Here is a 15,318-nt window from a genome sequence, read left to right as displayed (position 1 = left end):
CATGAGTGACATCCTCGCAGACAGCTTAGACGGCGTAGAACGCCGGTCGCTGGCTGACTTCACCGAAAATGCCTACCTCAACTACTCCATGTACGTGATCATGGACCGTGCCTTGCCGCATATCGGCGACGGTCTGAAGCCCGTGCAGCGGCGCATCATCTACGCCATGAGTGAGTTGGGCCTGGACGCCGACTCCAAGCACAAGAAGTCGGCGCGAACCGTCGGTGACGTGCTCGGTAAATTCCACCCCCACGGCGATTCGGCGTGCTACGAAGCCATGGTGCTGATGGCCCAGCCGTTCAGCTACCGCTACACCCTCGTCGACGGCCAGGGCAACTGGGGTGCGCCGGATGATCCCAAGTCCTTCGCCGCCATGCGTTACACCGAAGCGCGCCTGTCGCGGTATTCGGAAGTACTGCTCAGCGAGTTGGGCCAAGGCACCGCCAACTGGGGGCCGAACTTTGACGGTACTCTCGACGAACCGCTGGTGTTGCCCGCACGTTTGCCGAATATCCTCCTCAATGGCACCACCGGTATCGCGGTCGGCATGGCCACCGACGTACCGCCGCACAACCTGCGCGAAGTCGCCAGCGCCTGTGTACGCTTGCTGGACGAGCCCAAAGCCACGGTCGAGCAGCTCTGCGAACATATCCAGGGCCCGGATTACCCGACCGAAGCGGAAATCATCACGCCGCGCGCCGACTTGCTGAAGATGTACGAAACCGGCAAGGGCTCGGTGCGCATGCGCGCTGTGTATCACATCGAAGACGGCGACATTATCGTCACCGCGCTGCCGCACCAGGTGTCCGGTGCCAAGGTGCTGGAGCAGATTGCTGCGCTGATGCAGGCCAAGCCGTCGAAATTGCCGCAGGTCGCTGACTTGCGTGACGAGTCCGACCACGAAAACCCATGCCGCATCGTGATCATCCCGACCAACAGCCGGGTCGACCACGAAGTGCTGATGCAGCATCTATTTGCCAGCACGGAGCTGGAGTCCAGCTACCGGGTCAACGTCAATATCATTGGCCTGGACGGCAAGCCGCAGCTGAAAAACCTGCGCAATCTGCTGGTCGAGTGGCTGGAGTTCCGGATACAAACCGTACGTCGGCGCCTGCAGTTCCGCCTCGACAAGGTCGAGCGCCGTCTGCACCTGTTGGACGGCTTGCTGATTGCCTACCTCAACCTGGATGAAGTGATCCACATCATCCGCACCGCTGAGCACCCGAGAGCCGAGTTGATCGCGCGTTTCGAGTTGAGCGAGATCCAGGCCGACTACATCCTCGACACCCGTCTGCGTCAGTTGGCACGCCTGGAAGAAATGAAGCTGCGCGATGAGCAAGACGCGCTGCTCAAGGAGCAAGCCAAGCTGCAAGCCCTGCTGGGCAGCGAAGCCAAGCTGAAAAAGCTGGTGCGCACCGAGTTGATCAAAGACGCCGAAACCTATGGCGACGACCGCCGTTCGCCAATCGTTCAGCGTGCCGAAGCCAAGGCCCTGACAGAAACCGAGCTGCTGCCTAACGAGAAAATTACCGTCGTTCTGTCGGAAAAGGGTTGGGTTCGCTCCGCCAAGGGGCATGATATTGACGCCACTGGCTTGTCGTACAAAGCCGGTGATGGCTTCAAGACTGCTGCGGCCGGACGTTCCAATCAGTTTGCGGTGTTTATCGACTCCACCGGGCGCAGTTACTCGGTTCCGGCCCACACCTTGCCGTCGGCGCGTGGCCAGGGCGAGCCGTTGACCGGTCGTCTGACGCCGCCACCTGGGGCGAATTTTGAATGTGTGCTGCTGCCGGATGATGACTCGTTGTATGTGATCGCTTCCGACGCGGGTTACGGGTTCGTGGTCAAGGGTGAAGACCTGCAGGCCAAGAACAAAGCCGGTAAGGCGCTGTTGAGCCTGCCGAACAACGCCAAGGTGATCCTGCCGCGTCCGGTGGATGATCGCGAGAGCAACTGGCTGGCGTCGGTGACCACCGAAGGGCGCTTGCTGGTGTTCAAGATCAGCGATTTGCCGCAGTTGGGCAAAGGCAAGGGCAACAAGATTATCGGGATTCCCGGCGAGCGGGTGGCCAGTCGCGAAGAGTATGTGACCGACATCGCCGTGATCCCGGAAGGCGCCACCCTGGTGCTCCAGGCCGGCAAGCGCACGTTGTCACTGCGTCCTGACGACTTGGAACATTACAAGGGCGAGCGTGGCCGTCGCGGTAATAAACTGCCTCGCGGCTTCCAGCGTGTGGATGCTTTGCTGGTGGAAACGCCGGTTTAAGGCGTATTAGAGCCCTCGATCTACGGTTTAAAGCGTAGATCGACGCTTTGGCGCTGGAGTCATGGCGCATATTCACGGATGATATGGCCTTTCCAGCGCCGGCGTGGCCGAGCGTGTTTAGGTTATTTTTAGTATTACATTGTGGTTCGCCTTGTGGCAGCCACCTGGATGGGATGATGACTGCTCCACGCCTTCCTCTATTTTTGATGCTCGCTGGCCTTCTGGGGTTGGCGGGTTGCAGCACACACCAGCCGGTGTCGCTGTACCAGCTGGACAGCGGAAGTCCAGCTCAGCCAGCCCAGAACGCTGGCATGGCCGTTTTGCTGGGCCCGGTGGTCGTCGCTGACTACCTGCAACGCGAAACCCTGCTGCAACGTCAGAACGATGGCAGCCTGCAAGGTTCCACCGATGGTCGTTGGGCGGGCAGTTTATCGTCTGACATCAACCAGTTGATGTTGCGTCAGGTGGCCGGCCAGTTGGACAGCCAACGCGTGGTCCTGGCGCCTGCGCCCACCGGCTTCAGCCCGGATGTGCAGGTCTTGCTGACCATTACCCGGCTCGATTCCGGTAAGTCGCAACCGGCGATCCTCGATGCGCAATGGCGCTTGATCGACCGTCGTGGCCAGGTGCGTGATAACCGCATCGTGCACTTGCAGGAAGAACACGCCGGCACCACCGCGTCCCAGGTTCAGGCCCAGGGCGTGCTGTTGCAGCAATTGGCGCAGCAATTGTCGGTGGCCCTCAAGCCTTTGGCCAACCAGCCGCCGATTGCCGAGGCACCGCGAAAGCAGGCTCCGGCCCAGGCCAAGCCGGCAGAACCGCAAAAGCCGAAGATGCCGATGGCTACGCCGATCCGTACGGATATGGAAGTGTTCAGGTTCTGATCTGAATCGCAGATAAGCAAAAAGGCCCGCTGATTCAGCGGGCCTTTTGCTTGTGTGCGATTTACTGGAGGCTTGTTGAGATCCAAATGTAGGAGGGGGCAAGCCCTAATGCTTTTTGTAGGAGCGAGCTTGCTCGCGAAAAACTCACAGGCGCCGCGTTCATTCAGGAACAACGCGTTATCGTTGACGTTTTTCGCGAGCAAGCTCGCTCCTACAGGAGACATTAGTCCGGCGGTGTTCTTCAGGGCTTTGCGCGGGTCTCGTGCATCCGCGCCAACTGCCGCTCCAGCATCGAGGGATACGGCTCCATCAACCGCTCCACACAGCTTGCCCCTTCGGGGCTGGCAATCGGACGAATGCGCGCGCGTTGGCGGATCAGCGTGTCTTCACTGATCTTGCGCTCCACCAGCAGCAGGTTGCGGCTGTGTTGGGACAAGGCCAGTGCGTCCTGGGCGTTTTCAGTCAGCAGCAGGTCGATCTGGCTCATGCCAAACAGATCATCCCCCACCGTCAGGCCCAGTTGCAGTTGCAGGGTGATGCCGCTGTCGGCGACTTCGATCTGCAATTCATGGCCCAGGGCGCGCAACAGCTCGCCGCAGCAGATTGCATTGGTCAGGTAGTCTTCGCCGCTGTCTTCGCTGTGGAACAGCATCAGCGTGCTGCCGTCGTTCAGGGTGTGCAGTTCGCTCTGGTACAGCGAGGCGGCCTGGTCGAGGCAGTCGCGGTAGCGTTCCAGCAGTTCGGTCAAGCGTGCGCGAGGCAGGCGACGCAATTGGTCCTGGGCACCCAGTTGCACGGCGAGCACAGCGCTGTACTGCGGCTCGCTGCTGCGTACCGGCGCTGCCTTGGGGGCGATTGCGCTGCTGTCGGCTGACGTATCGCGCAGGTCGGCGAAGGGGTCTTCATCGTCCAGCTCGTCTTCCTCGGCCTTGAATGCATGGCGCGGTGCCGGCTTGAGGCCCGCCACCGGAGGGCGCTCGTCGAAGCCCGGGTCGCGCAGGTTGCGCACTTCGAACTCTGGTTCGTCGTCGTAATCGGTGTCGTCGTATTCAGGCTCTGGCTCGACTTCGGGCACCACCGGTTCCGGGGCGAAGCTGGCGTGCAACTGACGGGCAAGGTCGCCGATTTCATCCTGGCGGTCGGTAGCCGGGGTGTGCTCGTCGATATCCCGCAGCCAGATGCGCAGTTGCATGAGCGGCGTGGAGATATGCCGCCCCAGGCGCAAGCTCAGGGCCAGGGCCAATGCCAGCAGGATGGCGCTGAGGATGCCCATGCTTTGCAGGCTGATGGTCATCGGCTGCTGGAACTGTTGCATGTCGAGGCTGATACGCAGTTGGCCGGCCTTCACATCCTGAAACGTGATATTGCTCTGGTACAGGCCTTCGGCTTCGCCCAGCAGGCCGTTTTTCGGGCGCTGCCCGGCTTCGGCCATGATGCGGTTGTCCACGCTGTAGATGGCCGCATGGGCCACCAGCGGGTTCTTGGTCAGGTTGTTGAGCAGCACGTTGAGGCTGAGGATGTCATTGGACACCAGCAGCTCAGTCGCCGAAGTGGCGGTCTGAGTGGTCAGGCTCTCGCCCAGGGCGTCGGCTTGCTCGTGCATGGCCTGCTTGAATTGCAAACCCATCACGCAGGCGTAGATCACCAGGGCCAGGGCGACCAGGATCACGTTATGGCTGGCGATGCGTAATGCGATCGGTACACGGCGGTGGCGCAGTGCCCGGAAGATCAGCAGGAAGAAGTTGTCGGTTTTTACTGGCGTGGGCCGGTTCACTTGAGCTCGGCTCTTGGTCCGTGAAGTTGACGCGCAGTATAGCGACAGGCCCAAGACCGGCAAAGCGCTGGCTGTGCCCGATGGTCACTGAAAGTGGGTAGAATGCGGTTTTTTTCCAGCCTGGGGGTGCGCCTTGCGCGAAATTGTCCTGATTAACATCACTGGTGAAGACCGCCCAGGTCTTACCGCAGCCATTACCGGCGTTCTGGCCCAGGGTGGTGTGAACATTCTCGACATCGGCCAGGCAGTGATCCACGACACGCTGTCGTTCGGCATCCTGGTGGAAATCCCCAGCACCGAGCAGGCCTCGTCGGTGCTCAAGGACATCCTGTTTACGGCGTATAAGCTCGATCAGCAGGTGCGTTTCACCCCGGTATCCGAAGAGGATTACCAGCAGTGGGTGGCCGGCCAGGGCAAGAAGCGCCATATCGTGACGCTGTTGACCCGTAAGGTCACCGCCGAACAGCTGCAGCGCGTCAGCTCCATCACCGCGCAGTATGGTTTGAACATCGACCATATCGACCGTCTGTCGGGCCGCATGCCATTGGACACCCCCGCCGACAAGGGCAAGGGCTGCATCGAGTTCTCCGTGCGCGGCGAACCGGCCGACCCGCAGGCCCTGCGCGCCGAATTCCTCAGCGTGGCCCAGGAGCTGAATGTCGATATCGCCTTCCAGGAAGATTCGCTGTTCCGCCGCAATCGCCGCCTGGCGGTGTTCGACATGGACTCCACGCTGATCGAAGCCGAAGTTATCGACGAATTGGCCAAGGCGGCCGGCGTGGGTGAGCAGGTGTCCGCGATCACCGAGCGCGCCATGGCCGGCGAATTGGATTTCCGCGCCAGCTTCAAGGAGCGCCTGGCCTTGCTCAAGGGGCTGGACGTGAGCGTGCTGGACTCCATCGGCGCGTCGCTGCGCCTGACCGAAGGCGCCGAAACCTTGTTCGCCGAACTCAAGCGCCTGGGCTACAAGACTGCGATCCTGTCGGGCGGCTTTACCTACTTCGCCAAGCAATTGCAGGCCAAGCTGGGCATCGACTATGTGTTCGCCAACGAGCTGGAAGTGGTGGATGGCAAGGTGACCGGCGTGGCGGTTGAGCCGATTGTCGATGCACAGCGCAAGGCGGATCTGCTGAAGGAATTGGCCCACAAGGAAGGTTTGCGTCTGGAGCAGACCATTGCGGTCGGTGACGGCGCCAACGACTTGCCGATGCTGGCAATTGCTGGTTTGGGCGTGGCGTTCCGCGCCAAGCCATTGGTCAAGCAATCGGCCAAGCAGGCGATTTCGACCTTGGGGTTGGATGGCGTGCTGTATCTGCTGGGCTTTCGCGACCGCGACGGTCAGCTGTAACTGACTAAATGTGGGAGGGGGCTTGCCCCCGATGGCTGTGGTTCAGTCACTGATGTGTTGACTGATACCCCGCTATCGGGAGCAAGCCCCCTCCCACATGGGGGTCGGTGTCAGGCTTTAGGTAAAGCGATACCTTGGCCCATCTGCACCGGCGAACCCGCCACCAATTCTTCTGCCCACTTCACCTGATCCGGCCCGAACAGCACGATCGCAGTCGAGCCCAGCTTGAAACGACCCAACTCCGCACCCTTTTCCAGATGGATCGGCGCGCGTGCGGCTTCGTCATAGCGGAAGGTTTTCAGCTCGCGTTTCGGCGGGGTGACCAGTCCGGCCCATACCGTTTCAATCGACGCCACAATCATTGCGCCCACCAATACCACGGCCATCGGGCCGCGTTCGGTGTCGAACAGGCAGACAACACGCTCGTTACGCGCAAACAACTCTGGCACGTTTTCGGCGGTGGTCTGGTTCACCGAGAAAATCCGCCCAGGCACGTAGACCATTTCGCGCAGGGTACCGGCCAGAGGCATATGCACCCGGTGGTAGTCCTTCGGCGACAGGTAGATGGTGGCGAAGTCGCCGCCCATAAACGGCGCTGCGACCGCTGCATCACCGCCCAACAGTTCCAGCACGCTGAAGCTGTGGCCTTTGGCCTGGAACACACGGCCATGTTCGATAGGACCCAACTGGCTGACCGCGCCATCGGCTGGGCTCAGCACTGCGCCAGGGGTCTGGTCCAGTGGGCGGGCGCCGTCTTTCAGGGCGCGGGTGAAGAAGGCGTTGAAGTGCTCGTAAGCGGTCACGTCTTCTACCAGGGCTTGGGACATGTCCACTTGATAGCGCTTGGCGAACCACGTGGTGAAGGCATTCTTGAACCAGCGCACGCGGCACTCGGCGACGCAACCGGCCAACCGCGACAGCAGGTGGTGCGGCAGCAGGTACTGGCTGAGGATAAACAACTGCTTTTTCATTTACTGTCCTTAAACCTTAAATCTCGACGGGGGTGTCGGGGTGGTTGCCCCATTCGCCCCAGGAACCGGCATAACCTTTGACTCGCGGATAACCGAGCGCCTTGGCCACCAGGTAGGTGAAGCCAGAGCGGTGATGAGTCTGGCAGTGGGTGATGATTTCTTTGTCTTTGGTCAGCCCGAGGTCTTCCAGGATCTGTGGCATGTCGCGGCGGATGCGCAGGTTGCGCGCCTTGTCCATGCCCGCAGTCCATTCGAAGTTCACCGCGCCGGGGATATGGCCGCCTTTGGCCGCGAGCACTTTCTCGCCGGAATATTCCAGCGGCCCGCGCGCATCCCAGATCCCCAGGTCGGCGGCGCCGAGGCGGCTCTGCAGGTATTCGCGGGTAGCGGTGGGGCCATCGTGCAGCGTAAGGCTGACCGGGCCGCCGGCCGGGGCGGGCACATCGGTGGAGAGCGGATGTTTGCCCTCCAGCCACGCCAGCAGGCCGCCATCCAGGTAGTGGTATTTCTGGTGGCCGATCACGTCGAGCAGCCAGATGAAGCGCCCGGCCCAGCCACCGCCTTCGTCGTCATAGACCACATAGGTAGCGTCGGGCGTGTGGCCCAGTTCGCCGAACAGTTTCTCAAGATCGGCCTTGCCGGGCAGCAGGCCGGGTGCCGGCGCCTGGCCCAGTTGGGTGCGCTTGGGGTCAACGAAATGCGCGCCGGGGATGTGCCCTTCGGCGTAGCGGGCGGCACTGGTGAGGTCCACCAGAATCAGGTGTTCGGCATCCAGTTGACCGAGCAGGTCACTGGATTCGATCACCAGCGGCAAGCCAGAGAAGTCAGGCATGTGAGGTCTCCTGGGCACAAATGTCGGCGATTAAAGGACGGCGATTGTAGCGCAAGCATCAAGCGCTGCGGTTGGTAAAGCTGTGCAGGGCTTTCTCGATGCATTGGGCGGTTTTACCGAAGGCCTGCACGGTGGTTTCCGAGAACGGCCCGCCGCCCTGGTCGGCGACCATCACCATCACCACGCGACCGTTGCAGCTCATGGAGCGCAACAACAGGTGCTCGCCAGTGAACAGGCGGCGCAGGATCGGCGGCAGCAGTGCCGAGAACTGGGCGTGGTTTTCCGGCGTTAAGCGCACCTGGGCGGACTTCTCCAGCAGGCGCTGCAGCAGCGTGCTGTTGACCACATCCAGGCTCAGGTTGGCGGCGTCCTTCGGCAAGCCGTCGGCCTGATGTACGCGCAAGGTGCTCAGGGCGCGATCGGCCATAAACAGCAGGACGCGCTGCATACCGCTGGCCACCAAGGCTTCCTTGGCGCATGTGGTCAAATGCATGGCGTTGGCAAAGCGGCTTGGCTCCACCAGCAGTTCGGTACAACGCTTGCGCCAGACGGCCAGCGCTTCGGCGGTGGGCGGTGGTGCCGGCAGCAGGCCGCGATGAATTTTTTGCACATGCCACGGCCAGATCAGCGACAGCGCCGGGTGCCAGAGATCGGGCATCAAGGTGTCGCGGGCACTGGTGACGGCTTGCTGGTGGGCCTGTTGCTGCACTTCGCTCAGGGGCTGTTGCAGGTACAGCGCGGTGAGGTATTGCCAGCGCTGGGTGTGCGGGCAGGTCCAGGACTCCTGGGCCGACATCGCCAAGCCGTTGGCCAGCAGCACCGTGTTGGCCGGCTGGTTCAGCCAGCGGCGCAGGTTGGGTTCGGCGTCGAGTAATTGCTGGTGACGCAGTGGGTCGTCTTCGCGAGCGATATGCAGTGCCTTGACCAGCAAGCGCTGCTCGTTCCGCAGCAGGGTATACCCCTGAGATACCCAGATCGGCAGGTGCCAGGTCTCGGTCAGGCCGAGGCACAGGTCCAGCAGGCGTACGCCGAACAATGCCTGCTCGACCTTGCGTGCCGACTCGCCTTTGTGGATGACCCGCAGTTCCCATTCTTCCAGGAGCTTGGGGTAGGCAACGGCCATCGGCCACAGCGGTGACAGAAACAGCAGGCTGCCCCAGTGAATGTCCTGCCACAGCCGCGCCAGGCGGCTGCCGAACAAGCCGTTGGCTTGTTGCGAGGCGTGCTGGCTGACCAGCAACAGCTGGCGCAACGCAACGGGAATTTCATGGGCTGGCACAGACGGCAGGCGTGCCAGCAGCTCCTCGGCGCGTTTGAGGCCCAGGCGGTTAAGCGCCACTTCGAGGTTTTCCGCCGGTGCCGCGAGGCTGCCATGGGTGTGGCTGTTGGCCTCGCGCATGACGCTGAGTACAAGGGCCGGGCTGTTTTGCATCAGCTCGGCAATATCTCGCAACGAACTGCGGCTATCGCGGATGGCTTTGCACACGCGGTCGTGGCTGGCCTGGGGGACGGGCAGCAGCACGTCGTCCAGGCGCTTGATCCAAGCGGCGAGAGAAGTAGGTTTTGCAGTTGGGACTGTCGTTTCATTAGCCATGATTGGGGCGCGATCATCACTTGCGGTCAACACGCCCGGAGCGGGCCGAACTGGCTTTTCGCCTTAACGGGCTATAGTCTGGCGCAGTTTTGCCGATAAGTAGAACAAGAGTTTTCCAGTTCCCCCAAATATGTCCATGAACCCGACGGCGCAAGTACTCATCTCCTATGGCTAAAATTATCGGCATTATCGTCGTCTTCGCGAGCGTGCTCGGCGGGTACGTCCTGTCCCACGGTAAAATTGCGGCACTGATCCAGCCTTTCGAGGTGATGATTATTGGTGGTGCGGCACTGGGCGCCTTTTTGCAGGCGAACCCCGGCTACATGACCATGCACGTGATCAAGAAGTCGCTGGGCATGTTCGGTTCGCGTTTCACCCACACCTTCTACCTGGAAGTGTTGGGCCTGGTTTACGAGATCCTCAACAAAAGCCGCCGCGAAGGCATGATGGCCATCGAGGCCGACATCGAAGACGCTGCGGCCAGCCCGATTTTCGCCAAGTACCCGGCGGTGCTCAAAGATGAGCGCATGACCGCGTACATCTGCGATTACCTGCGCATCATGTCCTCCGGCAACATGGCTCCCCATGAGCTGGAAGGCCTGTTCGACATGGAGTTGTTCAGCCTCAAGGAAGAATTGGAGCATCCTTCCCATGCCGTAACCGGTGTGGCCGACGGCATGCCCGGCTTCGGTATCGTCGCGGCGGTACTCGGTATCGTGGTGACCATGGCCTCCCTGGGCGAAGGTGACCAGGCGGCCATCGGTATGCACGTAGGTGCGGCGTTGGTAGGTACCTTCTTCGGTATTCTCGCGGCTTACGGCTTCTTCGGCCCGCTGGCGACCTCCCTGGCCCACGACGCCAAGGAAGAAATCAACCTGTACGAGTCGATCAAGGCCAGCCTGGTAGCCTCTGCTTCCGGCATGCCGCCTTCGTTGGCGGTGGAGTTCGGTCGCAAGGTGCTGTACCCGAAGCATCGCCCAAGCTTCGCCGAGCTGGAACAAGCGGTTCGCGGTCGCTAAGCCATGGAAAACAACCAGCCGATAATCATCAAGCGCGTCAAGCGCTTCGCTGCGGGGCACCATGGCGGCGCCTGGAAAATCGCCTTCGCCGACTTTGCGACGGCGATGATGGCGTTCTTCCTGGTGTTGTGGCTGATGTCCACGGCCACACCTGAACAGAAGATCGCCATCGCCGGCTATTTCAAGGACCCGATTGGTTTTTCGGAAAGCGGCACGCCCTTCGTGATCGACCTCGGCGGCTCGCCGCAGCTGGCGCCTGAGCGCACCATCAACCCGGAAGTCAAAACCGAGGCGCCGCAGGAGAAAATCCCGATCGAGCGCGATACTGTCGAGGCCATGGCCGAGCAGGTCGAGCAGGAGCGTCTTGAGCTGTTGCTGCAGGAATTGCAGACCAAGGTCGAGGAAAACCCGCAACTGCTGAAGTTCAAGGATCAGATTTCGTTCGAGATCACTCCGGATGGTTTGCGCATCCAGATCACCGATGCCGCCAACCGGCCGATGTTCGACTCTGGCAGCGCGCGCTTGAAGCCGTACTTTGAAGACATCCTGCTGGCCATGGCCGACACCATCAAGGCGGTGCCGAACAAGATCAGCATCAGCGGCCACACCGACGCCAAGCCGTATGCGGGCCAGGGTGACTTTGGCAACTGGGAGCTTTCAGCCAACCGCGCCAACGCGGCGCGTCGAGCGCTGGTGGCTGGCAGCTATCCGGATCCGCAAGTGGCACGCGTGGTGGGTTTTGCGTCTTCGCAACTGTTTGATGCGAAGGATCCGTTCAACCCGATCAACCGTCGCATCGATATCGTCGTGCTGACCAAAAAGGCCCAGCGTGCGATTGAAGGTGATCAGCCGCCACCACAACCGACCCCGGGAGCAGGTGCGCCGGGTGAAGTACCGGCCGATCCACATGCCATTCCGCCAGGACAGGAGCCATTGCCGGCCCATGAGCTGCGGCAGAAGCTTAATCTGTTTGATGACGGCGGCGTGAAAGACCCGACGGTACCTGCGACGGGTTCATAAGCCATAAACAACAAGGCCGCGATCATCGCGGCCTTGTTGTTTGTTTAGTAACTGCTTTCCGGCAAGCTCGCAATAATCGACCGATAGCTGTTCATCCGCTGCTGCTGCACGCGGCCATCTTCCAGCGCCTTGAGCAGGGCACAGCCTGGCTCGCGATCGTGCTTGCAGTCGCGGAAGCGGCAGGTGCCGATCAGGTCGTTGAATTCGATAAAGCCCGCTTCCACATCGCTGCGGCTGACATGGCCGAGGCCGAATTCACGGATACCTGGGGAGTCGATCAACTCACCGCCGCCCGGGAAGTGGAACAGCCGCGCCGTGGTGGTGGTGTGGGTGCCCTGGCCGGACAGCTCCGACAACGGGCCCACGCGGGTGTCGACTTCCGGCAGCAGGCTGTTGACCAGCGAAGATTTGCCCACGCCCGACTGGCCGACAAATACGCTGATGCGTCCGTCCAACTGCTGTTGCAGCTGTTCCATGCCGTTGCCGTGATGCGCCGAGACTTCCAGCACTGGGTAGCCCAGGGTGCGGTAGACCGCCAGCAGCGCGTTGAGCGCCGGGGCATTCTGCTCGTCGATCAGGTCGAATTTGTTCAGCAGCAACAGCGGGCGAATGCCGGCATGTTCGGCCGCCACCAGGTAGCGGTCGATCAGGTTGGCATGAGGCTCGGGCAACGGTGCAAAGACGATGACGATCATGTCGACGTTGGCCGCTACCGGCTTGAGCTGGCCGCGGCTGTCGGGGCGGCGCAGTTCGGTGGTACGCGGCAGCTGGGCGACGATCACGCCGATGCCCTGGTTGCCGGCACGCCAGACCACCTTGTCGCCGGTTACCAGCGCAGGCAGGTTGGCACGCAAGTGGCAGCGGAACACCTGGCCCGCGAGCTCGCCTTCCAGCGCCTCGACTTCGACCTGCACACCAAAGTGCGCGATCACCAGGCCCGTTTGTTCGGGCCCCAGGTCGCCGCCCTCGAGCGCGTCCACGGCGGAGGATTCGCGTTTGGCGGCGCGTGCGGCGCGCTCACCTTGAATCTTTTCGATGCGCCAGTTTTGGCGACGATTGAGCTGGCGTTTGGCCATTGGTGTTCCGTGTCGATAATGCAAAGGTTAGGTAAAACGGTCGCGAGTCTAGCACGGCCCCGCCTGCTAAACTGCGCAGCTACGCCAAGGTGCCAAGAGAATCAAGCCATGCAAAACCCACAGAACCTGATTTGGATCGATCTGGAAATGACCGGTCTGAACCCTGACACCGACGTCATCATCGAGATGGCGACCATTGTCACCGACAGCAACCTCAACACCTTGGCCGAAGGTCCGGTGATCGCGATCCACCACAGCGACGCCGTGCTCGCCACCATGGACGAGTGGAACACCCGCACCCACGGCAACTCCGGCCTGACCCAGCGTGTGCGTGACAGCCGCATCAGCATGGCCGAAGCCGAAGCCGAAACCATTGCCTTCCTGGAAAAGTGGGTGCCCAAGGGCAAGTCGCCGATCTGCGGCAACAGCATCTGCCAGGACCGCCGCTTCCTTTATACCCACATGAAGGCGCTGGAAAGCTACTTCCACTACCGCAACCTGGACGTGTCCACGCTCAAGGAACTGGCCGCGCGCTGGGCGCCGGAAGTCAAAGACAGCTTCCATAAAGGCAGCACCCATCTGGCGCTGGATGACATTCGCGAGTCGATCGCCGAGCTGCAGCACTACCGCAAGCATTTTATCAAGGCTTGAAACGGAGGCGGCTGACCGGGCGCCTTCGCAGGCAAGCCAGCTCCCACACTTGAATGTATTCCCAGGTCCAAGTGTGGGAGGGGGCTTGCTCCCGATGGCAGGCAACTCGTTTTATCGCCAAACGCCCCCTTTTGGTGCCATCAGCAAATGATTAGACTGCCGGCCTCTTTGCAAGGATCGCCATCATGCTGCTGATGCTCTACCTCATCGCCATCACCGCCGAAGCCATGACCGGCGCCTTGTCCGCCGGTCGGCGCGGCATGGACTGGTTTGGCGTGGTGTTGATCGCCTGCGTGACGGCGTTGGGCGGCGGCTCGGTACGTGATGTATTGCTCGGCCATTACCCGCTGACGTGGGTCAAACATCCGGAATACCTGGTGCTGACCTCCGTCGCGGCGCTTGTGACGATCTTTATCGCGCCGTTGATGCGCCATCTGCGCTCGCTGTTCCTCGCGCTGGATGCCGTGGGCCTGGTCGCGTTCACGCTGATCGGCTGCATGACCGCCCTGGAAATGGGCCACGGCATGCTGGTGGCATCGGTCAGCGGGGTGATCACCGGCGTCTTCGGCGGCATTCTGCGGGATATTTTCTGCAACGACATTCCGCTGATCTTCCGCCGTGAACTGTACGCCAGCGTGTCATTCCTCGCTGCCTGGTTCTACCTGCTGTGCCTTTACCTGGAGTTGCCGAGCGAGCAGGCGATTCTGCTGACCCTGTTCAGCGGCTTTCTATTGCGCCTGCTGGCGATTCGATTTCACTGGGAAATGCCCAAGTTCGTCTATAACGACGACGTGCACTAGCGTGCTGCGTGTTGGTTCAGCGCCCATTCCACATGTTCGCGCACCAGCTCCGATGGGTAATCCCGACGCGCCTTCAAGGCTTCCAGCACCGGAATGCTCGACGGCGCGTTGCCCAGGCCCACCGCCAGGTTGCGCAACCAGCGTTCGTAACCGGCGCGGCGCAACGGTGAACCTTCGGTACTGCTGAGGAATTTATCCTCATCCCACATAAACAGTTCCGCCAGCTCGGCGTTGTCCAGGTTGTGCCGTGGCTTGAAATCGCTTTCGGCAGTGGGTCGCGCGAAACGATTCCACGGACAAACGATCTGACAGTCATCGCAGCCGAATACCCGGTTGCCGATCAGCGGGCGCAGGTCTTCAGGGATCGCGCTTTTGAGTTCGATGGTCAGGTAGGAAATACAGCGCCGGGCGTCCAGTACATAGGGGCCGACAAACGCATTGGTCGGGCAGACATCCAGGCAGGCGGTGCAGCGGCCGCAGTGTTCGGTACTGTGCGGCGGATCGACCGGCAGCGGCAAATCCACAAATAGCTCGCTCAGGAAGAAATAACTGCCGGCCTTGCGATTGAGCACCAGGGTGTTTTTACCGATCCAGCCCAGTCCGGCTTGTTCGGCAATGGCTTTTTCCAGCACGGGCGCGCTGTCGACAAAGGCGCGAAAGCCGAAAGGGCCGATCTGCGCCTGGATACGGTCGGCCAATTGCTGCACGCGCTTGCGGATCAGCTTGTGGTAGTCGCGGCCCAGGGCATAACGGGAGATGTAGGCTTTTTCCGGTTTTGCCAGCAGTTGCGCCATCTGCGTGTCGCCGGGCAGGTAATCCATGCGCAGCGATACCACGCGCAGGGTGCCCGGTACCAGTTCGTCCGGGTGCGAGCGTTTGCTGCCATGGGCGCCCATGTATTCCATCTCGCCGTGGTAGCCCGCGTCGAGCCAGCGTTGCAGGTGCTGTTCATGCTCAGCCAGGTCCAGGCCGCTGATGCCGACTTGTTGAAAGCCCAGCTCGCGGCCCCAGTCTTTGATCGATTGGGCGAGGGCGGGCAGATCGGAAGTAATAGCGGGCATGAGACACGGGAAACCACAGGTT

The 15,318-nt window shown here is 61.4% G+C and carries 13 protein-coding genes; 7 read left to right on the top strand and 6 right to left on the bottom strand.

The annotated features are described in order from the left end of the window. Position 1 precedes the first annotated feature (1 nt). Together parC and J1G35_RS11205 are read left to right on the top strand one after the other, a co-directional pair. Positions 2-2,266 carry a DNA topoisomerase IV subunit A gene (gene parC / locus J1G35_RS11210; RefSeq protein WP_223014987.1) on the top strand — a complete coding sequence of 755 codons (2,265 nt, stop codon included), beginning with the start codon at positions 2-4 and terminating at the stop codon, positions 2,264-2,266. Between the two features lie 173 nt (positions 2,267-2,439). Then, a complete protein-coding gene (locus J1G35_RS11205) occupies positions 2,440-3,150 on the top strand; it encodes an ABC-type transport auxiliary lipoprotein family protein (protein WP_053139352.1) in 711 nt (236 codons plus the stop codon). 241 nt (positions 3,151-3,391) lie between these two features. Here J1G35_RS11205 and J1G35_RS11200 read toward each other — a convergent pair whose 3' ends face one another. After that, a complete protein-coding gene (locus tag J1G35_RS11200; RefSeq protein ID WP_053139354.1) occupies positions 3,392-4,924 on the bottom strand; it encodes an AhpA/YtjB family protein in 1,533 nt (510 codons plus the stop codon). Positions 4,925-5,057: 133 nt separating this feature from the next. Here J1G35_RS11200 and serB point away from each other — a divergent pair, with 133 nt between their 5' ends. Continuing rightward, a complete protein-coding gene (gene serB, locus J1G35_RS11195; RefSeq protein ID WP_053139356.1) occupies positions 5,058-6,272 on the top strand; it encodes a phosphoserine phosphatase SerB in 1,215 nt (404 codons plus the stop codon). A gap of 110 nt (positions 6,273-6,382) precedes the next feature. Here serB and asd read toward each other — a convergent pair whose 3' ends face one another. From asd to J1G35_RS11180, 3 genes are read right to left on the bottom strand one after another with little or no spacing between them, the layout of a single operon-like run. Continuing rightward, positions 6,383-7,243 (bottom strand): archaetidylserine decarboxylase, encoded by an 861-nt coding sequence (gene asd, locus J1G35_RS11190; protein WP_053139358.1) that lies wholly within the window; start codon positions 7,241-7,243, stop codon positions 6,383-6,385. Positions 7,244-7,259: 16 nt separating this feature from the next. Beyond that, positions 7,260-8,075, bottom strand: coding sequence for a rhodanese-like domain-containing protein (locus J1G35_RS11185; protein WP_223014986.1), 816 nt, complete (start codon positions 8,073-8,075; stop codon positions 7,260-7,262). 58 nt (positions 8,076-8,133) lie between these two features. Continuing rightward, positions 8,134-9,669, bottom strand: coding sequence for an HDOD domain-containing protein (locus J1G35_RS11180; RefSeq protein WP_223014985.1), 1,536 nt, complete (start codon positions 9,667-9,669; stop codon positions 8,134-8,136). Between the two features lie 167 nt (positions 9,670-9,836). On the opposite strand from J1G35_RS11180, the gene motA reads away from it, so the two are divergent. Both motA and motB read left to right on the top strand, forming a co-directional pair. After that, positions 9,837-10,688 (top strand): flagellar motor stator protein MotA, encoded by an 852-nt coding sequence (motA, locus tag J1G35_RS11175; protein WP_053139364.1) that lies wholly within the window; start codon positions 9,837-9,839, stop codon positions 10,686-10,688. Positions 10,689-10,691: 3 nt separating this feature from the next. After that, the gene (motB, locus tag J1G35_RS11170; protein ID WP_053139366.1) at positions 10,692-11,708 is read left to right on the top strand and encodes a flagellar motor protein MotB; all 1,017 of its coding nucleotides are present in this window, start codon (positions 10,692-10,694) and stop codon (positions 11,706-11,708) included. A 44-nt stretch (positions 11,709-11,752) separates the two neighbouring features. Here the strand turns inward: motB and rsgA are convergent, their stop codons facing one another. Continuing rightward, positions 11,753-12,784 (bottom strand): small ribosomal subunit biogenesis GTPase RsgA, encoded by a 1,032-nt coding sequence (gene rsgA, locus J1G35_RS11165; protein WP_053139368.1) that lies wholly within the window; start codon positions 12,782-12,784, stop codon positions 11,753-11,755. 108 nt (positions 12,785-12,892) lie between these two features. Here rsgA and orn point away from each other — a divergent pair, with 108 nt between their 5' ends. Beyond that, positions 12,893-13,435: an oligoribonuclease gene (orn, locus tag J1G35_RS11160; RefSeq protein WP_010213620.1), complete on the top strand. Its 543-nt coding sequence runs from the start codon at positions 12,893-12,895 to the stop codon at positions 13,433-13,435. Between the two features lie 182 nt (positions 13,436-13,617). Beyond that, positions 13,618-14,235 (top strand): trimeric intracellular cation channel family protein, encoded by a 618-nt coding sequence (locus J1G35_RS11155; protein WP_172681530.1) that lies wholly within the window; start codon positions 13,618-13,620, stop codon positions 14,233-14,235. Here the strand turns inward: J1G35_RS11155 and queG are convergent. Continuing rightward, positions 14,232-15,296: a tRNA epoxyqueuosine(34) reductase QueG gene (gene queG, locus J1G35_RS11150; protein WP_223014984.1), complete on the bottom strand. Its 1,065-nt coding sequence runs from the start codon at positions 15,294-15,296 to the stop codon at positions 14,232-14,234. The two genes, J1G35_RS11155 and queG, sit on opposite strands and share 4 nt — an antisense overlap. Between the last annotated feature and the right edge of the window lie 22 nt (positions 15,297-15,318).

This window comes from Pseudomonas sp. SH10-3B, from assembly GCF_019891415.1.
In the GTDB taxonomy this organism is placed as follows: Bacteria; Pseudomonadota; Gammaproteobacteria; order Pseudomonadales; family Pseudomonadaceae; genus Aquipseudomonas.
Note: the sequence above shows the minus strand (reverse complement) of the source record. Positions and strands in the feature narration are given on the sequence as shown.

Excerpts from the sequence above, each read along its gene's own strand:
- parC (WP_223014987.1), top strand. The coding sequence starts at position 2 with ATGAGTGACATCCTCGCAGACAGCTTAGACGGCGTAGAACGCCGGTCG.
- J1G35_RS11205 (WP_053139352.1), top strand. The coding sequence starts at position 2,440 with ATGATGACTGCTCCACGCCTTCCTCTATTTTTGATGCTCGCTGGCCTT.
- asd (WP_053139358.1), bottom strand. The coding sequence starts at position 7,243 with ATGAAAAAGCAGTTGTTTATCCTCAGCCAGTACCTGCTGCCGCACCAC.
- J1G35_RS11185 (WP_223014986.1), bottom strand. The coding sequence starts at position 8,075 with ATGCCTGACTTCTCTGGCTTGCCGCTGGTGATCGAATCCAGTGACCTG.
- J1G35_RS11180 (WP_223014985.1), bottom strand. The coding sequence starts at position 9,669 with ATGGCTAATGAAACGACAGTCCCAACTGCAAAACCTACTTCTCTCGCC.
- motA (WP_053139364.1), top strand. The coding sequence starts at position 9,837 with ATGGCTAAAATTATCGGCATTATCGTCGTCTTCGCGAGCGTGCTCGGC.
- motB (WP_053139366.1), top strand. The coding sequence starts at position 10,692 with ATGGAAAACAACCAGCCGATAATCATCAAGCGCGTCAAGCGCTTCGCT.
- rsgA (WP_053139368.1), bottom strand. The coding sequence starts at position 12,784 with ATGGCCAAACGCCAGCTCAATCGTCGCCAAAACTGGCGCATCGAAAAG.
- orn (WP_010213620.1), top strand. The coding sequence starts at position 12,893 with ATGCAAAACCCACAGAACCTGATTTGGATCGATCTGGAAATGACCGGT.
- queG (WP_223014984.1), bottom strand. The coding sequence starts at position 15,296 with ATGCCCGCTATTACTTCCGATCTGCCCGCCCTCGCCCAATCGATCAAA.